Origin of the sequence: Neisseria sp. HMSC064E01, assembly GCF_001808875.1 — a bacterium.
Classification (GTDB): Bacteria; Pseudomonadota; Gammaproteobacteria; order Burkholderiales; family Neisseriaceae; genus Neisseria; species Neisseria sicca_A.
Genome location: NZ_KV794907.1, coordinates 28,915 through 51,500, shown reverse-complemented (window position 1 = coordinate 51,500; position 22,586 = coordinate 28,915). Strand labels below are relative to the sequence as shown.

Genomic DNA, 22,586 nt, shown 5'->3' with positions numbered 1-22,586 from the left:
CTTGTCCTGATTTTTGTTAATCCACTATAAAACTGATTCAAAGAAAAAGGTCGTCTGAAAACCATGTTTCAGGTTTTCAGACGACCTTTTGTCATACCGGATTGCTTAACGCAGCTCTGTGTGCAGGCGGCTGAGGAGCGTAGAGGCATCGCTGCCTTTGTACGCGCTGCCGTCTTTATTCAAGAGGCTGATGCGTGAACCGCCGTTGACAGGTTCAACGAATACGATGATTTCGGGATAGGCGGCAGGTTTTTCGGCTTTTTTACCTTTGCCCAACATACGGCCGAAGAAGCCCGGTTTTTTCGTGGAAACGGCTTCACTTTCGGTAGGTGCTTGTTGAACCAAGAAAGCGTGGCGTTCCATGTTTTGACCCAAGACGTTCAAGCCGATGCGGTCGAGGGCGAGCGCGGTGCGGCGCCAGTTGCGGCCGTAGTCGCCGGAGACGAGCAGGGTGTTGCCTTCGATTCGCGCCAATTCGTTGCCGCTGCGTTTGGCAACGCTTTGGGTCAGCGCATTTTCGGCTTGTTGCTGATCGACGCCCAAGTATTGCATGAAGCGTGCGAGAAAGGCGGCTTCAAGATTTGGATCGTTGGCGGCAGGCTGCCAAGTGGTTGTATCTTTGTTTTTGTCTGCGTAAACTTCTTTCATGCCTTTGTGGGCGAAAAAGACGTCGGTTGTGCCGTTTCTGCCTTGTTCGATGCGGATGATGAATTTATCGCGCTCGCTGGTGGAATAGATGCCGCCTAAGCCGACTTTGTCCAAGAGGCGGCGCAGGCCGTCTTGCGGAATTTTCGCGCGGTTTTCAGCCCACTCGGTTTCCATTTGACCGATACCGGGTTCTTCGGATTTGATGTCGAAACCGTTTTCTTGCCAGAATGCTTTCAGTAAAGGCCAAATCTCGGCTGGGGATTTGCCTTGAACTTCAACCCAGCGTTGGTTCCCGTCGCGTTCCAAGCGGACACCTTTGACGGATTTGAGGACTTCGGAATTCGCGGCTTGTTGCGTTGCCGATGTGCGGCGGCTCAGGTCGCTGGCGCGGACGGCGCCGCTGCCTGCGGGTATTTGATAGAGGTTGCCTTGATCGGGGTTGTTCAAATCAGGCGGTACTTCTAATTTGACGATTTTGCGTGTCTGGGTTTGGTAGTCCAGCTTAGGCAGGTCTTTTTTGTTGCCCGAACAGGCAGTCATGCTGATCAGGGCGATTGCTACGACGACAGGTTTCATATAGGTCATATTGGTTTCCTGTGGGATGTGATGGGTTAACGGCAGGTCGTCTGAAAACGGTTTTCAGACGACCTTTGCGGTTTATGCGGTGAGTTGTCCGGATTCTTGCAATGCGGCGCGGACTTTTGCCTGTCCGGCTTCGGTCAGGGGGACGAGCGGCAGGCGGACATAAGGGTCGCATTTGCCCAATGCGGAGATGCCCCATTTGGGCGCGGCAGGGCTTGGTTCGCAGAACATAGTGTTATAAATCGGAATCAGGCGGTCATTTAATTGACGAGCGGTCGCAATATCGCCTGCAAGGGCGGCGCGGCACATATCGGCGAAGAGTTTGGGGGCGACATTGGCGGCAACGGTCACAACGCCTTTCCCGCCGCAGAGCATGAAGGGCAGGCCGGTGGGGTCATCGCCGGAAAGGATGGTGAAACCTTCGGGCGCGTGTTTGATTAATTCGAGATTGCTGCCGATGTTGCCGCTGGCTTCTTTGACGCCGACGATGTTCGGGATTTTGGCAAGGCGCAGGATGGTGTCGTTGGTCATGCTGACGACGGTGCGGCCGGGTACATTGTAGATAATCATCGGAATCGAGGTGGATTCGGCGATGGTTTTGAAATGTTGGTAAATGCCTTCTTGGGAGGGCTTGTTGTAATAGGGGACGACGGAGAGGGTGTAGTCTGCACCGGCTTTTTCGGCGGCGCGGGAGAGCGCGATGGCTTCAAGGGTGTTGTTGGCGCCGGTGCCGGCGATAACGGGAACGCGCTTGTTGACGTGTTTGACCGTTTCTTCGATTACGCTTAAATGCTCTTCGACGGAGAGGGTGGCGGATTCGCCTGTCGTGCCGACGGCGACGATGCCGTCGGTACCGTTTTCGATATGCCAGTCGATCAAATCGCGGAGTTGTTCGTAATGGATGCTGCCGTCTTGATTCATGGGTGTAATCAGGGCAACCAAACTACCTTGTAACATACGGAAACCTTTTTATTCATTGTGTGAGGTCGATTATGCTTCGGATTGTAGCTTACTTTGTTGTTTGTGTGAAACATATCGGCCGGGCGGTTGGTTTACAGGCTTAAGGGCTATCATATCTTAATAAATAATATTTTTTATAATCATAAAATTATTGGTTTTGAGCGGTGGAAGTGCTGTCAAGAATTAAAATGTGTTAAGCGTATGAAGGCTGCCTGAAAATGAGGGATTGCCTAGAGCGGAAATTCAAAGAAATTTGAGTTTGGGCAACTGAAGATGTTTTTGCGCTGGAGTATTTGAATTGATAAGGAATCTTTGATTCGCTACAATTTCGTTTCTTAAAAATTTTTAACGCTTCACGGCGGACAGGAAGACTGCAATGGCTGAAACAATGAAAAAACAGGCGGATTCGCCTGATTTGGTGTACGGTTTGGAAGACAAACCGCCATTCGGAAATGCCTTATTAAGCGCGATCACGCATCTTCTGGCGATTTTTGTGCCGATGATTACGCCCGCGCTGATTGTGGGTGGTGCGCTGGAATTGCCGGTGGAGATGACGGCGTATCTCGTGTCGATGGCGATGGTTGCGTCGGGTGTCGGCACTTATTTGCAGGTCAACCGCTTCGGGCCGGTCGGTTCAGGGATGCTGTCCATCCAGTCGGTGAATTTCTCGTTCGTTACCGTCATGATTGCGCTGGGCGCGGGGATGAAAGAGGGCGGTTTGACTAAGGATGCGATGATTTCGACGCTGTTGGGCGTATCGTTTGTCGGCGCGTTTTTGGTGTGTTTCTCGGCGTGGCTTCTGCCGTATTTGAAAAAAGTGATTACGCCGACGGTCAGCGGCGTGGTTGTGATGCTGATTGGTCTGAGTTTGGTACACGTCGGCATTACCGATTTCGGCGGCGGCTTTGGTGCGAAGGCGGACGGCACGTTCGGCTCGATGGAAAACTTGGGGCTGGCGTCGCTCGTGTTGCTGATTGTGTTGATCTTCAACTGCATGAAAAACCCGCTGTTGCGCATGAGCGGCATCGCGGTCGGATTGATTGTCGGCTATATCGTCGCGCTGTTTTTGGGCAAGGTAGATTTTTCCGCACTGCAAAACCTGCCGCTGGTTACGCTGCCCGTACCGTTTAAATACGGTTTTGCTTTCGACTGGCACGCATTTATTGTGGCGGGTGCGATTTTCCTGTTGAGCGTGTTTGAGGCGGTCGGCGATTTGACCGCGACGGCAATGGTGTCCGACCAGCCGATTGAAGGCGAAGAATACACCAAACGCCTGCGCGGCGGCGTGTTGGCGGACGGTTTGGTATCGGTAATTGCGACGGCTTTGGGTTCGCTGCCGCTGACGACTTTCGCGCAAAACAACGGCGTGATTCAGATGACCGGCGTGGCTTCGCGCCATGTGGGCAAATATATTGCCGTGATTTTGGTGTTGCTGGGTTTGTTCCCCGTCGTCGGACGCGCGTTTACGACGATTCCGAGTCCGGTTTTAGGTGGGGCGATGGTTTTGATGTTCGGCTTGATTGCGATTGCGGGCGTGCGGATTTTGGTCAGCCACGGCATCCGCAGGCGCGAAGCGGTGATTGCGGCAACGTCGGTCGGTTTGGGTTTGGGTGTGGCGTTTGAGCCGGAAGTGTTTAAGAACCTGCCCGTCTTGTTCCAAAACTCCATTTCCGCCGGCGGCATCACGGCAGTTATCCTGAACCTGCTTTTGCCGGAGGATAAAACCGACAAAGTCGTCAAAATCGATACCGAGGGGCTGGAGCATTAAGTTTCAAGCGTAAACGAAAGGTCGTCTGAAAATTTGATTTTCAGACGACCTTTTCTATCGGGTTTGGATTGAAACCGTATTCTGTCGAAGAAGTCGGTTTACGATTTATTTGCCGATGGTTACACGCTTGATGATGACCGGTTTGACGGGGACGTTTTGATGGAAGCCGCGTGTTGCAGTCGGGGTTTTGCTGATTTGCTGCACGACATCCATGCCCGAAGTCACTTTGCCGAAGACGGCATAGCCGTAGCCTTGCGGGGTTTTGTTTTTGAAGTCGAGGAATGCGTTGTCGGCAGTGTTGATGAAGAACTGGCTGGTGGCGGAATTAGGATCGCCGGTACGCGCCATGGCGATGGTGCCGACGGTGTTTTTCAAGCCGTTGTCCGCTTCGTTGTTGATGGCTTTGTCTGTGGCTTTTTGGGCAAGGTCTGCGGTAAAGCCGCCGCCTTGAATCATAAAGCCGTCGATAACGCGGTGGAAAACGGTGTTGTCGTAAAAGCCTTTGCGTGCGTAGCTGACGAAGTTGGCGACGGTTTTCGGTGCTTTGGTTTCGTCAAGCGACAGGCTGATATTGCCCATATTGGTTTCGATAACGGCGCGGGTCTCGGCTTGGGCGTTGAAGGCTGTGGCAAGCACGAGAGCGGCGAAAGTGAGTTTGAGGGTTTTGTTCATTGGAGTGTTTCTCGTAGTGTGAAAATTAAACGTTATTATCGCGGATTTTATGTGAAATCTCTAAAAGGCGTTGTGAAATATTTTAAGGTCGTCTGAAAACGGATACAGCGAACTTCGTTTCAGACGACCTTTTGTGTTGCGCCGCGGCTTATTGTTTGGCTGCTTCGAGTTGGATGTCGATGCGGACGGTTTTGGTCATGCCTGCATCAACCAGATAGTTTATGCCCCATTTGGTGCGGTCGATGGTGGTGCTGAAGTCGCCGCCGCAAACTTCGGTTTTCGCCATCGGGCTTTGGTAGCAGTTGAATTTTTCGGCTTTGAGTTTGACGGGGGCGGTTTTGCCGTGCATGGTCAGATTGCCGTCAACGGAGAGCAGTTTTTTGCCGTTGAAGTTGAATTTGGTGGAAACGAAGCGGATGTTCGGGTATTTGGCAACATCAAAGATGTCGGCAGATTTCAGGTGGTCGGTGAAGTGTTGCGAACCGCTTTGCAGGTTGGCAACGGGAATGGTAATGTCGATTTTGCCTTGGCGTTTGGCTTGGTCGAAATCGACGGAGCCGGTCAGACCGTAGAAACCGCCGACGTTGGTGCTGGTGTTGAAGTGGTCGATGGCAAAACGGGCGTTGGCGTGGTGTTCGTCCACTTTGTAAGTGGCGGCGGAGGCAGTACCGATGGCTGCTGCTGCGAGCGCAGTGAAGATGATTTTTTTCATGATGGTCGTCCTTTGTATGAGGTTATAAAGATGTTTATCTTAACATAAGAAAGAATGCATATCATTTCTTAAGGGTGAACGGTGGATTTACTTGGATTTGATGATGGGGTCGTCTGAAACCTGAGAAGGGCAACACTAGGGGCTGTCGACATTCAATAGTTTCCGTGTCTTTTTATCCCCAAAGCGGCATCTTCTGCGTTGGAAATCCTCGCAAGCGTCCAACCTTTTTGCGGTTTTCGACCTGAATCTTCCGCTTAGTGAAAGAAATCCACTGGGAAAATTAAATGTCGACAGCCCTAATGAAAAAAGCGCGGTGTTATCCGCGCTTTTGGTTTTCAGACGACCTTTTACAAGGCGGCGAGTACGGCGTCGCCCATTTCGGAGCAGGAAACGAGTTTCGTGCCTTCTTCGTAAATATCGCCGGTGCGCAAGCCTTGTTGCAGCACTTTTTGGACGGCGCTTTCGACTTGTTGCGCGCGGGCTTCGTCGTTCAGGCTGTAACGCAGCAGCATGGCAAGAGAGAGGATAGTGGCCAGCGGGTTGGCTTTGTTTTGCCCGGCGATGTCGGGAGCGGAGCCGTGTGACGGTTCGTACAGACCTTTGCCGTTTTCGTCCAACGAGGCGGAGGGCAGCATGCCGATGGAGCCGGTCAGCATGGAGGCTTCGTCGGAGAGGATGTCGCCGAAGATGTTGCCGGTGGCGATGACGTCGAATTGTTTGGGCGCGCGCACGAGCTGCATGGCGGCGTTGTCCACATACATGTGGGAGAGTTCGACATCGGGGTATTGTTTGCCGATTTCTTCAAAGATTTCGCGCCACAGTTCGGTGGTTTCCAAGACGTTGGCTTTGCCGACGGAGCAGACTTTTTTGCTGCGTTTTTGGGCGGATTGGAAGGCGACGTGGGCGATGCGGCGGATTTCGCTTTCGCTGTATTTCATGGTGTTGTAGCCTTCGCGTTCGCCGTTTTCCAGAACACGGATGCCGCGCGGTTCGCCGAAGTAGATGTCGCCGGTGAGTTCGCGCACGATGAGGATGTCGAGGCCTGCGACGATTTCGGGTTTGAGCGTGGAGGCGTTGGCAAGCTCGGGGTAGAGGATGGCGGGGCGCAGGTTGGCAAACAGATTCAGGTCTTTGCGGATTGCCAATAGACCGCGTTCGGGGCGCAGCGGGCGGTCGAGGTTGTCGTATTGCGGGCTGCCGACCGCGCCGAGCAGGACAGCATCGGCTTTGCGGCAGAGGTTTTGTGTGAATTCGGGATAGGGATGGCCGTATTCGTCGTAGGCTTCGCCGCCCAGTGGGGCGTATTCGTAGCTGGCGTCCAAGCCTTGGGCGATGAGTTTGTCGAGTACGCGGACGGTTTCGGCGACGATTTCGGGACCGATGCCGTCGCCTCGGAGGATGGCGATATGTTTGGTCATGTATAACCTCTTTTCTAGATAAAAAGTAATTTATAAATATGTGAATCAGATGTTAAGTTTTTGCTAGTTTTTTCATAACCTCTATTCTAATTTTCATAAAGTTATTTAAATCTTCTGAAATTCCCTCTTCCCCATAGAATCTCATGCTATCAATACCATTTTCAGGAGTTAATTCCAATAATTTTCTCAGTTTTGATATGTATTGCGGATCAAAATCTTCTTTTCCGTTTTTCCCTTTCTTTTTGACCGTAACTCCTTTTATTGTTTTATTTGTATTTTGATCCCGAACTTTACAAACTTTACCATAGTCAACAAGGATGAAACCAAACTCATTTAATATTGCTTCAAGTTTTCTGAATTTGAGTGGTCTATCTCCTTTACTTTGAGTACGAGAAAATTTTTCAAGTTGCTCCGCTATGATAAAAACCTCATCATTTCTATTTTTACAGATCTCATGGGCAGCAACACGTCTCGTAAATTCATATAATTCTTCATCAGAGCATCGTTCAATTAGAATCCCAAATTCCCCTAAATAATAAATTGTGGATAATAAAGCTGTCCTTTTATTACCATTATGAAATGGATGATTATTGATTATACTATGAAATAAAGCAGCTCCTTTTAGGTAGTGTGAGTCATATTCAGGATTTAAATCGGGGCGACTTGCTGCCGATTCGATGCCTCCTCTATTTTTAATGCCAGGAGGCTGAATTGGATCTTCTAGATCTTTAAAGTAATTAGTTAAATAATCATGTATGTAGATAATTGTATTTGCATTTATCATTTTTTTGATGACCTATATTTGAAGAAATCTATTAATAATTATGTCTGTTGTATAGTTAGGGAGGTGTTATAGTCGTTATCCAAGTGGATTTGGTTCAATGATTAACCTCTGAATAGTAGGAGTAATGGTTGCTTAAATAGACTCGTAGTGAGGTTTCATCTTTTCCAAGTAAAGAATTAATGATGGGTTAGGAAGCAATATTTCCCCTTTATTCGATTTCTGTTACATACGTTCTGCTTCGATACGGATTTTAAAGACGGCTTTGCGTATGGACTTTTCTTCGCCAACCAGCGGGGCGTGTGCGTCGTTGGGGAAGAAGAGGGCGAACTCGCCCGGTTGGAGCGTGAGCCAGGTTTCCGGTTCGCAGTCGAAAAATTCGATGTCGCGCTTTTCGTCGTAGCCCAAACCGTTTTTCAGACGACCCCTGTCTATCCAGCCGTAGGTTTCTTCCCCGCTGATGGGGACTTGGATGTCGATGTGTTTCAAATGCGCTTCGGGCTTTGCTTCGGCTTTGCCCCTCATCGGTTCGCTGCCGACAAAGAGGCGGATATTGGGATTTGCACACGGCACTTGTCCGTCGGGCAGGGCGGCGAAATCCAGCGTTTGCAGCAGGTGGACGGCGTCGGCAAAGTCGGGGTGCAGCGCGGCGTAGCGAGCGGCGTTGGTGATGGTGTCGGTAATCATGTTTTGCAGAAAGAGATAAAAAGGCCGTCTGAAAATTAAACCTCAGGGTGTAGCGAAGCCAATACGTTCTTCAAGATGCCTTGCCGGAAGACAAATAAGACTTCGGTATAGGCGGCACCATCTCCGATGACGGTCGTTAAGAAAAGGGTATCATCTTTAGCGCGGTAGTAACAGTGGCTCAGTTGCGTATTATCGCCTGCCTTTTCAAAATATGGGTCGAACAGGTGGTCATATTGGGCTCGGGGAGCGATTTGTGTTTTACCGTTGCGGAAAAAGGCAATTTCACGATAGTGGCTGAATGGAATTGTACCGTCAGTGCCGAACATTTCTTTTCCGCGATAATGGGACAGTCCGTATTGATCGTGTGTAAACAGATGTTTTTCTTTCTTATAGTTGAAACGTTCCGATTTAATGCGCACGCCCATACCGTTTTTTTGGCAGGTAAAGCCGTCGGCAGTGGCCGTAACGGGGATGCTTTCATAACGCGACAACGGAATCAGTCGCGAAGTATGCACCCAGCCATCTAGCCTTTTTTTGCCGCGCAAATCGTAGGTTATCTGCCAACCGTGTTCTAAATGAAGCTTTCCGTCCATCTCGGGGGTATAAACATGGGTACCGTTTGGAATTTTGGTCAGGATTCGGCTTTGGGCGTTCGGTTTTTCGCGTAAGTTGCTGTATCCGTCAGGATCTTGAATTTCTGAGAATTCCGCATGTGCGGCGAGGCTGATAAAAAGTATAGGGAGCAGGATAATTTTTTTCATGGTGTTGTGTGTGTGAAATTGTTGGGTATGTTTTTCAAATATGATGGTAAAGAGTAACGACCTGATTGTGTGTTAATAAAAGAGGTCGTCTGAAAATTCGTTACACTCGTTTTCAGACGACCTCATCGTTTATCAACCGTTAAACAGCCAAGGTTGGCTTTGGCGGCGTTTTTCTTCGAAATCGCGGATTTCGTCGGCGTGTTGCAGGGTTAAGCCGATTTCGTCCAAACCGTTTAAGAGACAGTGTTTGCGGTGTTCGGTAATGTCGAATTTGAACGTTTCGCCGCTTGGTGTGGTTAAGGTTTGCTCGGCAAGGTCGATGGAGAGTTGATAGCCTTCGTTGGCTTCGACTTCTTTGAAAAGCTGATCAACTTGTTCTTCAGTCAACACGATGGGCAGGAGGCCGTTTTTGTAGCAGTTGTTGAAGAAGATGTCGGCGAAGCTGGGGGCGATGACGGCGCGGAAACCGTAGTCGTCCAATGCCCAAGGGGCGTGTTCGCGCGAGGAGCCGCAGCCGAAATTTTTGCGCGTCAACAGGATTTGCGCGCCTTGGTAACGCGGCTGGTTAAGCGAGAAATCGGGGTTGAGCGGACGTTTGCTGTTGTCCATGCCCGGTTCGCCGTGGTCGAGATAACGCCATTCGTCAAAGGCATTGGGACCGAAGCCGCTTCGTTTGATGGATTTTAAAAATTGTTTGGGAATGATGGCGTCGGTATCGACGTTGCTGCGGTCGAGCGGGGCGACGATGGCGGTGATTTTGGTAAAGGCTTTCATGTCAGGTTCTTATAGGAATAATGTGAAAAATTGATGGCTGTTTGGAGGGGTGGATTAACGTGTGCTGTGCAAACCGATTCGGTTGCCTTCGGTATCTTCGATAAAGGCGGCAAAGCCGTTGGCGATGGGGAATTTTCCCTGCAACAATTTTCCGCCTGCCGAAACGGCTTTTTCGGCGGTCTCGGCACAATCAGGGCAATTGAAGAATATGGTTGTACCACCGTGACCGGGTTGGGCGTTGCTGTCGTGCCAAATCATGCCGGCAGTACCGTGTTGCGTGTAATCGGCAGGAAAAAGAATGAAACGGAAGCCGTTACCGCCGATATCTTGCAAAGGTTTGCCGAAGACAGATTCGTAAAACGCTTTGGCTCGATTCAAATCTTGGGCGTGAATACCAAACCAACTTGACGGATTGCTCATGTTTTCTTCCTTTATATGGAATGCCGAAAATTTCCGGATGCCTTATTGATGTAGGGTAAGAGGTCGTCTGAAAAAAGGTTTGGATTTTTCAGACGACCTTGGTTGCCGGTTTATTCGGTAGCAGCTTCAAGCTTTTCGCCGACATGAGTCATGCCGCGACCTACGGCATTGCCGCCTTTTTTAACGGCTTCCTCAGTCTTGTCGGCTACATGACCGGCGGTTTCTTTGGTTTTATCCCAGTTGCGGCTGGCATCATCTTTTGCTCCGGACCAAGTGCTGGAACAGGCAGACAAGATGAAAGCTGCGGCAGCCAATGCAAAAAGTTTTTTCATAATGGATTCCTTTCAAGTGATAAATGATTGAAAAGGTTTCAGACGTTTTGCGCAACAATGGGGAATTTGCTTGAGCAAGGTGTTTTCAGACGACCTTTATTAATGGGGTCGTCTGAAAGATTATGCCATAGTACGGATGTCGGTAAATTTACCGTTTACCGCAGCGGCGGCAGCCATAGCAGGGCTGACCAGGTGCGTGCGCCCGCCGTTGCCTTGGCGGCCTTCGAAGTTGCGGTTGGAGGTGGAAGCGCAGCGTTGACCCGGAGTGAGGCGGTCGGCGTTCATGGCGAGACACATTGAGCAACCCGGTTCGCGCCATTCGAAACCGGCATCGATGAAGATTTTATCCAAGCCTTCTTGTTCTGCCTGCTTTTTGACCAAGCCGGAGCCGGGAACGATTAACACGCGCTGTACGTTGTCGGCTTTTTTACGGCCTTTGGCGACGGCGGCGGCTTCGCGCAAGTCTTCAATGCGGCTGTTGGTGCAGGAGCCGATGAATACGATGTCGACGGGGATTTCGTTCAGCGGTGTGCCGGCTTCCAAGCCCATGTATTCGAGGGCGCGTTCCATGCCGCTGCGTTTGACGGGGTCAGTTTCTTCGGCAGGATTCGGTACTTTGCCGCTGATGTCCAAAACCATTTCAGGCGATGTGCCCCATGTTACTTGTGGTTCGATGTCTTCGGCTTTGAAACGGTATTCTTTGTCGAATACTGCGCCTTCGTCGGAAACCAGCGTGCGCCAGTATTCGACGGCTTTGTCCCATGCTTCGCCTTTGGGTGCGAAGGGTTTGTCTTTGACATAGTCGATGGTGGTTTGATCGACGGCAACCATGCCGGAGCGCGCCCCTGCTTCAATCGCCATGTTGCACAGGGTCATGCGGCCTTCCATCGAAAGGCTGCGGATGGCTTCGCCGCCGAACTCGATGGCATAGCCCGTGCCGCCTGCCGTGCCGATTTGTCCGATGATGTAGAGGGCGACGTCTTTGGCGGTAACGCCCGGTTTCAGACGACCTTCAACGGCAATCAGCATGGATTTGGATTTTTTCGCGGTAATGCACTGGGTCGCCATAGTGTGTTCGACTTCGGAAGTGCCGATACCGTGTGCCAGCGCGCCGAACGCGCCGTGGGTAGAGGTGTGCGAGTCGCCGCAGACGACGGTCATGCCGGGCAGGGTCGCGCCTTGTTCCGGACCCATGACATGAACGATGCCTTGACCTTTATCCATGAACGGGAAGTAGGCGAGTGCGCCGAACTCTTTGATATTTTTGTCTAAAGTATCGACTTGCAGCTTGGAAATCGGGTCTTGGATGCCTTTGTCCCAATCGCCGGTCGGGGTGTTGTGGTCGGCGGTGGAGACGACGCTGTCGATACGCCACAGCTTGCGTCCCGCTATTTTCAGGCCTTCAAACGCCTGCGGGCTGGTAACTTCGTGCACTAAATGGCGGTCGATGTAGAGCAGGACAGTGCCGTCTTCTTCTTCGCGGACGACGTGGCTGTTCCAGAGTTTGTCGTAGAGGGTTTGTTCGCTCATGATGGGTTATCTTTGCTTATTAATAATAGGAGTAGATGGTTTGTTTTGATGGGCGGATTTTAGGCTTTTTACAGGGGTAGCGCAATAGAAATTTGTCTAATTTCTACATTTTCACATAAAAATCTAAAAATAACTTTCAAAAATTAGACAAATTGTAGAATTGTTGACAAAAAGAGGTATTTTATTTGAAACAATGCTTGTCGTACCGCCTAAAAAAGCACTATCATTTCCATCCGTATCCCACATCCGACAACAGAGGTATAGAGAATGAAATTACCGGTTATGGCTGCCGAACATCTGTCGCAACTTCAGGCGTTTGAAGCGAAAATCTTGTGCAACCACGCCAAAATCGAAGCATGGTTCCGTTCGCAATGGAACGCGCACCGCCCGCCGTTTTACGGTTCGGTCGACATCCGCAATGCCGGTTACAAAATTTCATCTATTGATATGAACTTGTTCCCCGGCGGTTTCAACAACCTGAATCCGAATTTCATCCCGCTGGCAGCAGTTGCGGCGCAAGACGCAGTACAACGCGCCTGCGAAACGGCAAAATCCGTATTGATTATTCCTGAAAACCATACCCGCAACACATTCTACCTGCAAAACGTTTACGCACTCAGCGAGATTTTGCGTTCGGCAGGGTATGAAGTCCGTTTGGGCAGCCTGAATCCTGAAGTAACCGAGCCGACCGAGTTTGAAACCGCGCTGGGCGATAAAATCCTGCTGGAACCTTTATTGCGTACCCGCGAGCGCGTCCATCTTGCAGACGGTTTCTCACCTTGCGTCGTCTTGTTGAACAACGACTTGTCCGCCGGCGTTCCCGACATTCTCAAAGGCATCAGCCAAACCGTATTGCCTCCGCTGCACGGCGGTTGGACGACGCGCCGCAAAACAGAGCATTTCAGCGCATACAACCAAGTCGCCGCCGAATTTGCCAAGCTGATTGACATCGACGAATGGCAGATTAACCCGTATTTCGAAAAAATCGGCGGTTTGGACTTCCAAGAGCGCGAAGGCGAAGATGCGTTGGCGGAAGCGGTAGAACGCGTGCTGGCGAAAATTCAAGCCAAATACGACGAATTGGGCATTGCCGACCAGCCTTTCGTGATTGTCAAAGCCGACGCAGGTACTTACGGCATGGGCGTGATGAGCGTCAAATCAGCCGACGAAGTGCGCGGGCTGAACCGCAAAAACCGCAACAAAATGGCGAAGGTGAAAGAAGGCTTGGAAGTCAGCGAAGTGATTGTCCAAGAAGGTATTTATACCTATGAAACCATGAACGGTGCCGTGTGCGAACCTGTCGTTTATATGATGGACCGGTTCGTTATCGGTGGCTTCTTCCGCGTACACGAAGGACGCGGCGCGGACGAAAACCTCAACGCCGGCGGCATGGTGTTCGTTCCGTTGTCCAACAGCATCCCCACCGGCAGCGGCGACAATTCCCAAGAAGCCCCCGAAGCCTGCAAACGCGTATTTGAACAATGGGACTCGCTCGGCATGCCGCGCTCCGAAAAAGATTGTGACGTCGATAATGAACACAACCGCCTCTACGTTTACGGCGTAATGGCGCGCCTGTCGCTGCTTGCCGCCGCGCTTGAGTTGGAGCAAACCGCGCCGTAAAGCGCGTTTGGTCTGATTATTTGAAATAGTAAAAGGTCGTCTGAAAACCATAGTTTAAGTTTTCAGACGACCTTTTTATGTGGGCAGGTAGGAATAGCAGGCAACCATTAAAGCAACAAGCCGCAGATGGTACGGACAGTGCGGTAGCTGTGGCGAAAAATCAGTTTATTCGCCATATGATTCAAAAGGGATGCAAAAAGCCCGAAAAGCGCGGTTTTATGCTAAAATTCCCATCTATTTTTGCCATACGAAATAAAGAAAACCATGACCGACGCAACTATCCGCAACGACCATAAATTCGCACTCGAAACCCTGCCCGTCAGCCTTGAAGACGAAATGCGCAAAAGCTATCTCGATTACGCCATGAGCGTGATTGTCGGCCGCGCGCTGCCCGATGTGCGCGACGGTTTGAAGCCGGTACACCGCCGCGTGCTTTACGCCATGCACGAGCTGAAAAACAACTGGAACGCCGCCTACAAAAAATCGGCGCGTATCGTCGGCGACGTCATCGGTAAATACCATCCGCACGGCGATTCCGCGGTTTACGACACCATCGTGCGCATGGCGCAGGATTTTTCGATGCGCTACGTCTTAATCGACGGTCAGGGCAACTTCGGTTCGGTTGACGGCGACGGCGCCGCGGCGATGCGTTATACCGAAATCCGCATGGCGAAAATCGCCCACGAAATGCTGGCGGACATCGAAGAAGAAACCGTCAATTTCGGTCCGAACTACGACGGCAGCGAACACGAGCCGCTGGTGTTGCCGACCCGCTTCCCCGCGCTGTTGATCAACGGCTCGTCCGGTATCGCCGTCGGTATGGCGACCAACATTCCGCCGCACAACCTCACCGACACCATCAACGCCTGTCTGCGTCTTTTGGATGAACCCGAAACCGAAATCGACGAATTGATCAACATCCTGCAAGCCCCCGATTTCCCGACCGGCGCAACCATCTACGGCTTGAGCGGCGTGCGCGAAGGCTATAAAACCGGCCGCGGCCGCGTCGTTATGCGCGGTAAAACCCATATCGAACCCATAGGCAAAAACGGCGAACGAGAAGCCATTATCATCGACGAAATTCCGTATCAGGTGAACAAAGCCAAGCTGGTGGAAAAAATCGGCGAGTTGGTGCGTGAAAAAACGTTGGAAGGCGTATCCGACCTGCGCGACGAATCCGACAAATCCGGTATGCGCGTCGTCATCGAATTGAAACGTAACGAAAACGCCGAAGTCGTTTTAAACCAACTCTACAAACTCACCCAGCTTCAAGACAGCTTCGGCATCAACATGGTCGCCTTGGTTGACGGTCAGCCGCGCCTGTTGAACCTGAAACAAATTTTGTCGGAATTCCTGCGCCACCGTCGCGAAGTCGTTACCCGCCGCACCCTGTTCCGCCTGAAAAAAGCGCGTCATGAAGGCCATATCGCCGAAGGTAAAGCCGTCGCCCTGTCCAATATCGACGAGATGATTCGCTTGATTAAAGAATCTGCCGACGCGCCCGAAGCCAAAGAAAAACTGTTGTCCCGCGCATGGCGCAGCGGTTTGGTGGAGGACATGCTGAGCCGTACCGACCTCGACCTGCGCATGGCGCGCCCCGAAGGTCTGCCCGCCAACCTCGGCTTGCAGGAACAAGGCTATTATCTGAGCGAAATCCAGGCTGATGCCATCCTGCGCATGAGCCTGCGCAACCTGACCGGCCTCGACCAAGAAGAAATCGTCGGCGACTACAAAACCATCATGGCAAAAATCATCGACTATTTGGACATTCTGGCGAAACCGGAACGCATCACTCAAATCATCCGCGAAGAATTGGAAGAAACCAAAACCAATTTCGGCGACGAGCGCCGCAGCGAAATCAACCCGTTTGGCGGCGACATTGCCGATGAAGATCTGATTCCGCAACGCGAAATGGTCGTTACCCTGACTCACGGCGGCTATATCAAAACCCAGCCAACCACCGACTATCAGGCGCAGCGTCGCGGCGGGCGCGGCAAACAGGCGGCGGCCACCAAAGACGAAGACTTCATCGAAACCCTGTTTGTCGCGAACACGCATGACTATTTGATGTGTTTCACCAACTTCGGCAAGTGCCACTGGATTAAGGTTTACAAACTGCCCGAAGGCGGACGCAACAGCCGCGGCCGTCCGATTAACAACGTCATCCAGTTGGAAGAAGGCGAAAAAGTCAGCGCCATCCTCGCCGTGCGCGAATTCCCCGAAGACCAATACGTCTTCTTCGCCACTGCACAAGGCATGGTGAAAAAAGTCCAGCTTTCAGCCTTTAAAAACGTCCGCAGCCAAGGCATCAAAGCCATCGCGCTCAAAGAAGGCGACTACCTCGTCGGCGCCGCGCAAACCAGCGGCTCGGATGACATCATGCTGTTCTCCAACTTGGGCAAAGCCATCCGTTTCAACGAATACTGGGAAAAATCCGGTAACGACGAAGCAGAAGATGCCGACATCGAAACCGAAATTTCAGACGACCTCGAAGACGAAACCGCCGACAACGAAAACGCCCTGCCAAGCGGCAAACACGGCGTGCGTCCGTCCGGTCGCGGCAGCGGCGGCCTGCGCGGTATGCGCCTGCCTGCCGACGGCAAAATCGTCAGCCTGATTACTTTTGCACCCGAAGCCGCGCAAAGCGATTTGCAAGTGCTGACCGCCACCGCCAACGGCTACGGCAAACGTACCCCGATTGCCGATTACAGCCGTAAAAACAAAGGCGGACAAGGCAATATCGCCATCAACACTGGCGAGCGCAACGGCGACTTGGTCGCCGCAACCTTGGTCGGCGAAACCGACGACCTGATGCTGATTACCAGCGGCGGCGTCCTCATCCGCACCAAAGTCGAACAAATCCGTGAAACCGGCCGCGCCGCAGCAGGCGTGCGCCTGATTAATCTGGACGAAGGCGAAACCTTGGTATCGCTGGAACGTGTCGCAGAAGAAGCGGAAGATGAAAATCCCGAAGCGGAAAATCCGGAAGGCAATGAAGCTGAGAACACCGTATCGGATACCGAAGGCGGCGAAGCGTAAATCTAGCTTCCGATTTGCTGAAGCCGATTGATTGCGGGGTCGTCTGAAACAATAGGTTTCACACTATTGAGAATATCGACCGAAAGATTGCCTGTTTATCGTTTCCTTTTAAATAAAAAAGTGGATGGGCAGGCAATAGGCAGCACGGTTTCACAGTTGGTTTCTGATGTATCAGCAATGCTTCAGTCTTCTTTCAGCTTGTCGATAATTTATTGTTATAGTGGATTAACTTTAAATCAGGACAAGGCGACGAAGCCGCAGATAGTACATCAGGACAAGGCGATGAAGCCGCAGATAGTACAGATAGTACGGAACCGATTCACTTGGTGCTTTAAGCACCTTAGAGAATCGTTCTCTTTGAGCTAAGGCGAGGCAACGCCGTACTGGTTTAAATTTAATCCACTATAAATCTAAAAATGGAGAAAATCATGTCAACTTTATCCGATAAAATCATCATGGTAACCGGCGCGTCCCAAGGTTTGGGCGAGCAGGTTGCCAAGGCTTATGCGGCGGCTGGCGCGACCGTCATTTTGGTGGCGCGCCATCAAAAGAAGTTGGAAAAAGTTTATGATGCCATTGTCGATGCCGGCTATCCCGAACCCTTTGCCATCTGCTTCGACTTAATGAGCGCAGAAGAAAAAGAGTTCGAACAATTTGCCGCAACCATTGCTGAAGCAACAAACGGACGCTTGGACGGTATCGTGCATTGCGCCAGCTATTTCTATGCGCTTTCTCCTTTGGATTTCCAAACCGTATCCGAATGGGTCAACCAATATCGGATCAACACCGTCGCACCGATGGGTTTGACACGCGCGATGCTGCCTTTGCTGAAAGCTTCTTCCGATGCTTCCGTGATTTTTGTCGGAGAAAGTCATGGCGAAGATCCTAAGGCTTATTGGGGTGGATTCGGCGCGTCGAAAGCTGCGTTAAATTACTTGTGTAAAGTAGCTGCCGACGAATGGGAGCGTTTTGACAACCTGCGCGCCAATGTTCTGATTCCGGGCCCGATCAATTCGCCACAGCGTATCAAATCCCATCCGGGCGAGTCGAAAAGCGAACGTAAAAACTATACCGACGTATTGCCGCAGTTTGTTTGGTGGGCAAGTCAGGAGAGCAGGGGACGCAGCGGCGAGATTGTGTACCTCTAAGCTTGAACGGTAACGCGGCAAAATCATCATTTGATAACTGCCGCATTTTTATTGTGAAACCTGAAGGCTGTTTCTTTCTACGATTGAAATATCAGGCAAACGATGAAAAAGCTCGTCTGAAACCAAGTTTGGTGTTCAGGCGATTTTTTATGAATGGAAACGAGGATCGGGTTTGACTTAAAATCTGAATTTATTATAAAAAAGGTCGTCTGAAAATTTTCAGACGACCTTTTGATATAAGCAAAACATTAAGGCTGCCAATCTAAGAAGTTGCGCAACAGCAGCAACCCCGCGTCGTGGCTTTTTTCCGTGTGGAACTGGGTGGCGAAAACATTGTCTTTGCCGACGATGCAGGCAAATTCGTGCGGGTATTCGCTGGTGGCAAGGACGGTTTCGGGGTTTTCGGGAGCGAAGTAGTAGCTGTGTACAAAGTAAAAGCGCGTTTCTTGTCCGATGTCTTTAAACAGCGGATGCGGGCGGGTTTGATGTACTGTGTTCCAGCCCATGTGCGGCACTTTCAGACGACCTCCGTGTGCATCGGTTTGGTTGGCGGCGAAGCGTTTGACCATGCCTTTAAACCAGCCCAGTCCGGCGGTATCGCCTTCTTCGCTGTGTTCAAACAATAATTGCGCGCCGACGCAGATGCCGAAAAACGGTTTGTTTTTCAAGCTATCTTCCACTGCCTCGCCTAAGCCGCTTTGCCGCAGCGCAGCCATGCAGTCGGGCATTGCGCCTTGACCGGGGAAAATGATTTTGTCGGCAGCGAAGATGTCTTCGGGACGGTCGGTCAGATAAATTTCGGCAGTCTTGCCGGACAAGGCTTGCGCGGCCTGTACGGATTTGAGGACGGAATGCAAATTACCCATGCCGTAATCGACAATAGCGGTTTTCATGTTTTCTCCTTGGTTTTTTTGGTAATGGGGCAAGGCGGGGAAGAGCATTGCGATGGTAATGATTTTATAGCAAACCCCGAGCGTGGAAAATCATCGTCTTGTCCTGATTCAAACCTCATCCATCATTTGCCCATCAGCCGGTTTGAGGTTTACCGGATGCCGCCTTCCCGGTTGTATTCGATCATGTCGTTTACCGCTTGGGCGAGCCATGCCCAGCAATCGGGGAATTCTTGACGCTGTTCCCAGCCGGGGCCGGCGAAGTCGTGGATAAGCTGGACTGTGCCGCCTTTGCCGATTTCGAAGCAGGCAGTGTCATCGCAATCGCTGCGTTTGGCGAAGGGAATCAATTTCCTGTTAGGGTAACGGGTTTGCATGCCTTGGTATAGCTCGGCGGCCCAATCGCTATCGAGCAGATGCCAAATATCGAAATCGACTAAATTCAGTTCGACAATTTTTTGAAATGATTCAGGGTATTCAAAGTGGGTAATATCGAGTGTGTAACTTTTCATCGGTTGATTCCTAGTTTGAGGCTACCTGAAAAATGAAATTGGGCGTATGCGTTTCAGACGACCTTTCCCATATTACTCAATCTTCACCCGTTTCAACCTCAACGCATTGCTCAACACCGAAACCGAGCTTGCCGCCATTGCCGCGCCCGCGATGACGGGGTTTAAGAAGCCGAGTGCGGCGAGCGGGATGCCCAAGATATTGTAGAAGAAGGCGAAAAACAGGTTTTGTTTGATGTTTTTCAACGTCGCCTGCGATACCAGCAGGGCGTCGGCGAGCTGGTTGACCGAATGCTGCATCAGCGTGGCGGAGGCGGTGTGTTCGGCAACGTCCGCGCCGCCTTTCATGGCGAAGCTGACGTTGGCGGCAGCGAGCGCAGGCGCGTCGTTGATGCCGTCGCCGACCATTGCCACGGTTTTGCCGGCGGCTTTGAGTTTCTGCACTTCGGCGGCTTTGTCGCGTGGACTCATGTTGCCGAAGGCGTGTGCGATGCCCAGTTGTTTGGCGACGTATTCGACCGTGCCTTGGTTGTCTCCGCTCATGATGTAAACGTCGATGCCGTGTTTTTTCAGACGACCTATGGCTTCAGCGGTGTCGGTTTTCAATGCGTCGGCGAGAGCGAATGCGCCTACGGGTTTGCCGTTGGCGGAAACGGCGACGATGCTTGCGATGTGCCATACGTCGTCTGAAAACGTGGGCAAGGTCAATTCGGCAAATTCGGTTTTGCCTGCTTTTACCAAGCCCACGCCTTCGACTTCGGCGGTAATGCCTGCGCCGACAACGGTTTGCGCGTTTTGTGCGGCGGGGATGTCCAAACCGCGCGCTTGGGCGGCAGAGACGATGGCGCGGGCAAGTGGATGGGCGGCGTTTTGTTCAACAGCGGCGGCGATGCGGTACAAAGCGTCTTCGTCAAAGCCGCTGTCGGGGACGCAATAAACGGCGGCAACCTGCGGCCTGCCTTCGGTCAGCGTGCCGGTTTTGTCCAACACGACGGCATCGACATGGGCGGCCTCTTCCATCGCCGCCGCGTCTTTGAACCAAATGCCGTGTTTCACCGCTTTGCCCATGCCGACCATAATCGCGGCGGGCGTCGCCAGACCGAGCGCACACGGGCAGGCAATCACCAAAACGGCAACGGCGTGCATCAGCGCCACCGTCCAATCGCCTTTAACCAGCCAAGTGGCGATAAAGGTCAAAAGCGCAATGCCCACGACGGTAGGTACGAACACCGCCGCCGCCTTGTCTGCCACGCGCGCAATCGGCGCCTTGCTGCCTTGCGCTTCGGACAGCGCGTTCATCATGTCGCCGAGCAGGGTTTGGCTGCCGAGCTGCGTGGCGCGGTAAACCACGCTGCCTTCGGTCATCAGCGCGCCCGCCAACACTTTGCCGCCCGCCTTTTTCTCTTCGGGATTGGATTCGCCGGTGAGGTGGCTCTCGTCCGCCCAGCCGCTGCCGCTCTCGATAATGCCGTCGGCGGCAATGCGTTCGCCGTGATTGGCGCGGATCAGATCGCCGATTTGCACTTGGTCGATGGGAAGCTGTTTCCATTCGCCGTTGCGTTGCACGTTAACTTGGGTCGGCGTCAGTTTCAGCAGCAAGCCTAAGCTGTTCAGGCTGGATTTTTTGGTGCGGTGTTCCAAAAATTTGCCCAGAGACACAAAACCAATCACCATCACGCCCGCTTCAAAATACACATGCGCCATGCCGTGCGCCGCGTGCGGGCTGAAAAACAACATATAAACGGAATACAGATAAATCGACACCGTGCCAATGGTAACGAGCACGTCCATATTCGCCAGCCCGCCTTTAATACTCGCCCACGCGCTTTTGTAAAACGGCACCGCCAGCCAAAGCTGCACCACACTCGCCAATGCGAACTGCCACAACGGCGGAATCATCCAATCGTGCCGACCAATCATCATTCCCGCCATGCCGATAAGGAACGGGATATTGATTGCCAGCAAAAGCCACAGCCGCCAGCTTACATGCGCGGTTTCTTCGGGTTGCGGCAGAGCCTCTTCCGTCTTCTCCTGCGCGCCATAGCCGGTTTTCTCGATGATTTTGGCGATGTCGGCGGCGGAGGTTTGGCTGTCGTCAAACACCACCTGCGCCTCCTCGCTGGCGAAGTTCACCCCAGCCGATTCGACAAAATCTTTTTTGTTCAACACTTTTTCAATGCGCGAAGCGCAAGCCTGACAGGTCATGCCTTCGATTTGGAAACGGACTTTTTGTTGCATGGTTTCTTCCTTCTGAATGTGGTTGGGCTACCTGAAAAAAGCGGAGCAGGGTTTTCAGGTAGCCTTTGAGGTGTTGCAGTCGATTTGTTGCGATTCGATTTACAAAGCCGCATCAAAGCCGCCGTCTTCCACCGCTTCTATCAGCGCGGCGGGGTTGGTTTGGGCGGGGTCGAATTCCACGACGGCGTTCTTGTTTTCCAGGCTCACTTCGGCCTTGTCCACGCCGTTTACGCCTTCGAGGATGCTGGTAACGCTTTTCACGCAGCCGCCGCAGGTCATGCCTTCGATGTTTAATGTGATGGTTTGCATAGGGTTTCCTTTCTGTTGGAATGAGGCTGAGGTTTTAAAGCCCGTTGCAGTCAAAGCTTTCAGGTAGCCTGAAATGATGGGTCTGCTCTTGCTTTCCCGCTAAGTGCCGCCACTATAAAGCTTCACCCGAAGTATAGGTCAAGCATCATGATGAACATCAGCCAGGCCGCGGCCGAGAGCGGCCTTTCCGCCAAACAAATCCGCGACTACGAAAAGCACGGCCTAATCGCCCCGGCCGCGCGCAGCGAAGCGGGCTACCGCCGCTACGGACAGGCCGACCTTGCCCGGCTGCGCTTTATCCGCCATGCGCGGGAAGTGGGCTTTTCGCTGCCGCAGATCGGGCAGCTTTTGAGCCTGCAACACAACCCGCAGCGCACCAGCCGCGAAGTGAAAACGCTCACCGCGCGGCACATCGCCGAACTGGAAGCCAAAATCGAACGCTTGCAGGGCATGGTGGCCGAGCTGCAACGCTGGCACGATGCCTGCGCGGGAGACGACTGCCCGGATTGTGCGATTTTGGCCGGGCTGGAGGAGCGTTAGGCGGCTTGGGGCTAATACACATGAGTGCAACCACCTGTCGCCTTTGCTGGAAGGGATAGCCGAAGGTACGACCGTCTATGCCGACAAAGGCTACGACAGTGCGGAAAACCGGCAACATCTGAAAGAGCATCGGTTGTTAGACGACATTGCGCAAAGCCCACCGCAACCGCCCTCTGACGGAAGCACAAACCAAACGCAACCGATATTTGTCGAAGCCCCGTTATGTGGTCGAACAGAGCTTTGGTACG

The 22,586-nt window shown here is 52.1% G+C and carries 21 protein-coding genes and 1 pseudogene; 6 read left to right on the top strand and 16 right to left on the bottom strand.

What is annotated here, in order from left to right:
- Positions 1 to 105: 105 nt before the first annotated feature.
- The gene (gene bamC / locus HMPREF2572_RS03645; protein ID WP_070496291.1) at positions 106 to 1,233 is read right to left on the bottom strand and encodes an outer membrane protein assembly factor BamC; all 1,128 of its coding nucleotides are present in this window, start codon (positions 1,231 to 1,233) and stop codon (positions 106 to 108) included.
- A 72-nt stretch (positions 1,234 to 1,305) separates the two neighbouring features.
- A complete protein-coding gene (dapA, locus tag HMPREF2572_RS03640; protein ID WP_039410710.1) occupies positions 1,306 to 2,187 on the bottom strand; it encodes a 4-hydroxy-tetrahydrodipicolinate synthase in 882 nt (293 codons plus the stop codon).
- Positions 2,188 to 2,566: 379 nt separating this feature from the next.
- Here dapA and HMPREF2572_RS03635 point away from each other — a divergent pair, with 379 nt between their 5' ends.
- Positions 2,567 to 3,958 carry a nucleobase:cation symporter-2 family protein gene (locus tag HMPREF2572_RS03635; protein ID WP_016688214.1) on the top strand — a complete coding sequence of 464 codons (1,392 nt, stop codon included), beginning with the start codon at positions 2,567 to 2,569 and terminating at the stop codon, positions 3,956 to 3,958.
- A 105-nt stretch (positions 3,959 to 4,063) separates the two neighbouring features.
- Here HMPREF2572_RS03635 and HMPREF2572_RS03630 read toward each other — a convergent pair whose 3' ends face one another.
- The 10 genes from HMPREF2572_RS03630 to leuC form a co-directional block, all read right to left on the bottom strand.
- Positions 4,064 to 4,630, bottom strand: coding sequence for a peptidylprolyl isomerase (locus HMPREF2572_RS03630; RefSeq protein ID WP_070496290.1), 567 nt, complete (start codon positions 4,628 to 4,630; stop codon positions 4,064 to 4,066).
- Between the two features lie 148 nt (positions 4,631 to 4,778).
- Positions 4,779 to 5,342 carry a YceI family protein gene (locus HMPREF2572_RS03625; RefSeq protein WP_070496289.1) on the bottom strand — a complete coding sequence of 188 codons (564 nt, stop codon included), beginning with the start codon at positions 5,340 to 5,342 and terminating at the stop codon, positions 4,779 to 4,781.
- A gap of 347 nt (positions 5,343 to 5,689) precedes the next feature.
- Positions 5,690 to 6,760, bottom strand: a complete 1,071-nt coding sequence (gene leuB / locus HMPREF2572_RS03620; RefSeq protein WP_003761586.1) for a 3-isopropylmalate dehydrogenase — start codon at positions 6,758 to 6,760, stop codon at positions 5,690 to 5,692.
- Between the two features lie 52 nt (positions 6,761 to 6,812).
- Positions 6,813 to 7,544, bottom strand: a complete 732-nt coding sequence (locus HMPREF2572_RS03615; protein WP_210385286.1) for a type II toxin-antitoxin system death-on-curing family toxin — start codon at positions 7,542 to 7,544, stop codon at positions 6,813 to 6,815.
- A 222-nt stretch (positions 7,545 to 7,766) separates the two neighbouring features.
- Positions 7,767 to 8,228, bottom strand: a complete 462-nt coding sequence (locus HMPREF2572_RS03610) for a NanQ anomerase/TabA/YiaL family protein (protein ID WP_070496288.1) — start codon at positions 8,226 to 8,228, stop codon at positions 7,767 to 7,769.
- 35 nt (positions 8,229 to 8,263) lie between these two features.
- On the bottom strand, positions 8,264 to 8,989 hold the full coding sequence (locus tag HMPREF2572_RS03605; RefSeq protein ID WP_070496287.1) for an SH3 domain-containing protein: 726 nt from the start codon (positions 8,987 to 8,989) through the stop codon (positions 8,264 to 8,266).
- Between the two features lie 132 nt (positions 8,990 to 9,121).
- On the bottom strand, positions 9,122 to 9,763 hold the full coding sequence (gene leuD, locus HMPREF2572_RS03600; protein ID WP_003742170.1) for a 3-isopropylmalate dehydratase small subunit: 642 nt from the start codon (positions 9,761 to 9,763) through the stop codon (positions 9,122 to 9,124).
- Positions 9,764 to 9,817: 54 nt separating this feature from the next.
- On the bottom strand, positions 9,818 to 10,183 hold the full coding sequence (locus HMPREF2572_RS03595) for a VOC family protein (RefSeq protein ID WP_070496286.1): 366 nt from the start codon (positions 10,181 to 10,183) through the stop codon (positions 9,818 to 9,820).
- A 110-nt stretch (positions 10,184 to 10,293) separates the two neighbouring features.
- Positions 10,294 to 10,515: a hypothetical protein gene (locus tag HMPREF2572_RS03590; protein ID WP_070496285.1), complete on the bottom strand. Its 222-nt coding sequence runs from the start codon at positions 10,513 to 10,515 to the stop codon at positions 10,294 to 10,296.
- A gap of 120 nt (positions 10,516 to 10,635) precedes the next feature.
- Complete coding sequence (leuC, locus tag HMPREF2572_RS03585; RefSeq protein ID WP_070496284.1) at positions 10,636 to 12,045, bottom strand: 3-isopropylmalate dehydratase large subunit; 1,410 nt, start codon at positions 12,043 to 12,045, stop codon at positions 10,636 to 10,638.
- A 267-nt stretch (positions 12,046 to 12,312) separates the two neighbouring features.
- Between leuC and gshA the strand changes: the two genes are divergently transcribed.
- The 3 genes from gshA (at position 12,313) to HMPREF2572_RS03565 (ending at position 17,852) form a co-directional block, all read left to right on the top strand.
- A complete protein-coding gene (gshA, locus tag HMPREF2572_RS03580; RefSeq protein WP_070496283.1) occupies positions 12,313 to 13,665 on the top strand; it encodes a glutamate--cysteine ligase in 1,353 nt (450 codons plus the stop codon).
- Between the two features lie 264 nt (positions 13,666 to 13,929).
- Positions 13,930 to 16,704: a DNA gyrase subunit A gene (gyrA, locus tag HMPREF2572_RS03570; protein WP_070496282.1), complete on the top strand. Its 2,775-nt coding sequence runs from the start codon at positions 13,930 to 13,932 to the stop codon at positions 16,702 to 16,704.
- A gap of 428 nt (positions 16,705 to 17,132) precedes the next feature.
- Positions 17,133 to 17,852, top strand: coding sequence for an SDR family oxidoreductase (locus HMPREF2572_RS03565; RefSeq protein WP_070496281.1), 720 nt, complete (start codon positions 17,133 to 17,135; stop codon positions 17,850 to 17,852).
- Positions 17,853 to 18,100: 248 nt separating this feature from the next.
- On the opposite strand, the gene hisH is transcribed toward HMPREF2572_RS03565, so the two are convergent.
- From hisH to HMPREF2572_RS03545, 4 genes are all read right to left on the bottom strand, one after another.
- Positions 18,101 to 18,745: an imidazole glycerol phosphate synthase subunit HisH gene (gene hisH, locus HMPREF2572_RS03560; protein WP_070496280.1), complete on the bottom strand. Its 645-nt coding sequence runs from the start codon at positions 18,743 to 18,745 to the stop codon at positions 18,101 to 18,103.
- Between the two features lie 149 nt (positions 18,746 to 18,894).
- Entirely contained in the window at positions 18,895 to 19,254 is a 360-nt protein-coding gene (locus HMPREF2572_RS03555) for a hypothetical protein (protein ID WP_070496279.1), read from the bottom strand.
- Between the two features lie 72 nt (positions 19,255 to 19,326).
- Positions 19,327 to 21,489 carry a heavy metal translocating P-type ATPase gene (locus HMPREF2572_RS03550; protein WP_070496278.1) on the bottom strand — a complete coding sequence of 721 codons (2,163 nt, stop codon included), beginning with the start codon at positions 21,487 to 21,489 and terminating at the stop codon, positions 19,327 to 19,329.
- Between the two features lie 99 nt (positions 21,490 to 21,588).
- Complete coding sequence (locus HMPREF2572_RS03545; protein WP_003674677.1) at positions 21,589 to 21,798, bottom strand: heavy-metal-associated domain-containing protein; 210 nt, start codon at positions 21,796 to 21,798, stop codon at positions 21,589 to 21,591.
- A gap of 147 nt (positions 21,799 to 21,945) precedes the next feature.
- On the opposite strand from HMPREF2572_RS03545, the gene cueR reads away from it, so the two are divergent.
- Both cueR and HMPREF2572_RS13155 read left to right on the top strand, forming a co-directional pair.
- The gene (gene cueR, locus HMPREF2572_RS03540) at positions 21,946 to 22,338 is read left to right on the top strand and encodes a Cu(I)-responsive transcriptional regulator (protein ID WP_003742986.1); all 393 of its coding nucleotides are present in this window, start codon (positions 21,946 to 21,948) and stop codon (positions 22,336 to 22,338) included.
- Between the two features lie 10 nt (positions 22,339 to 22,348).
- Positions 22,349 to 22,586 (top strand): annotated as a pseudogene (locus HMPREF2572_RS13155) (transposase); the annotation flags it as partial.

Coding starts and splice junctions, on each gene's coding strand:
- cueR (WP_003742986.1), top strand. CDS start 21,946: ATGATGAACATCAGCCAGGCCGCGGCCGAGAGCGGCCTTTCCGCCAAA.
- HMPREF2572_RS03555 (WP_070496279.1), bottom strand. CDS start 19,254: ATGAAAAGTTACACACTCGATATTACCCACTTTGAATACCCTGAATCA.
- dapA (WP_039410710.1), bottom strand. CDS start 2,187: ATGTTACAAGGTAGTTTGGTTGCCCTGATTACACCCATGAATCAAGAC.
- HMPREF2572_RS03565 (WP_070496281.1), top strand. CDS start 17,133: ATGTCAACTTTATCCGATAAAATCATCATGGTAACCGGCGCGTCCCAA.
- leuB (WP_003761586.1), bottom strand. CDS start 6,760: ATGACCAAACATATCGCCATCCTCCGAGGCGACGGCATCGGTCCCGAA.
- HMPREF2572_RS03635 (WP_016688214.1), top strand. CDS start 2,567: ATGGCTGAAACAATGAAAAAACAGGCGGATTCGCCTGATTTGGTGTAC.
- HMPREF2572_RS03610 (WP_070496288.1), bottom strand. CDS start 8,228: ATGATTACCGACACCATCACCAACGCCGCTCGCTACGCCGCGCTGCAC.
- HMPREF2572_RS03590 (WP_070496285.1), bottom strand. CDS start 10,515: ATGAAAAAACTTTTTGCATTGGCTGCCGCAGCTTTCATCTTGTCTGCC.
- leuD (WP_003742170.1), bottom strand. CDS start 9,763: ATGAAAGCCTTTACCAAAATCACCGCCATCGTCGCCCCGCTCGACCGC.
- hisH (WP_070496280.1), bottom strand. CDS start 18,745: ATGAAAACCGCTATTGTCGATTACGGCATGGGTAATTTGCATTCCGTC.
- leuC (WP_070496284.1), bottom strand. CDS start 12,045: ATGAGCGAACAAACCCTCTACGACAAACTCTGGAACAGCCACGTCGTC.
- HMPREF2572_RS03630 (WP_070496290.1), bottom strand. CDS start 4,630: ATGAACAAAACCCTCAAACTCACTTTCGCCGCTCTCGTGCTTGCCACA.
- HMPREF2572_RS03625 (WP_070496289.1), bottom strand. CDS start 5,342: ATGAAAAAAATCATCTTCACTGCGCTCGCAGCAGCAGCCATCGGTACT.
- HMPREF2572_RS03550 (WP_070496278.1), bottom strand. CDS start 21,489: ATGCAACAAAAAGTCCGTTTCCAAATCGAAGGCATGACCTGTCAGGCT.
- HMPREF2572_RS03615 (WP_210385286.1), bottom strand. CDS start 7,544: ATGATAAATGCAAATACAATTATCTACATACATGATTATTTAACTAAT.
- gyrA (WP_070496282.1), top strand. CDS start 13,930: ATGACCGACGCAACTATCCGCAACGACCATAAATTCGCACTCGAAACC.
- HMPREF2572_RS03595 (WP_070496286.1), bottom strand. CDS start 10,183: ATGAGCAATCCGTCAAGTTGGTTTGGTATTCACGCCCAAGATTTGAAT.
- HMPREF2572_RS03605 (WP_070496287.1), bottom strand. CDS start 8,989: ATGAAAAAAATTATCCTGCTCCCTATACTTTTTATCAGCCTCGCCGCA.
- HMPREF2572_RS03545 (WP_003674677.1), bottom strand. CDS start 21,798: ATGCAAACCATCACATTAAACATCGAAGGCATGACCTGCGGCGGCTGC.
- gshA (WP_070496283.1), top strand. CDS start 12,313: ATGAAATTACCGGTTATGGCTGCCGAACATCTGTCGCAACTTCAGGCG.
- bamC (WP_070496291.1), bottom strand. CDS start 1,233: ATGACCTATATGAAACCTGTCGTCGTAGCAATCGCCCTGATCAGCATG.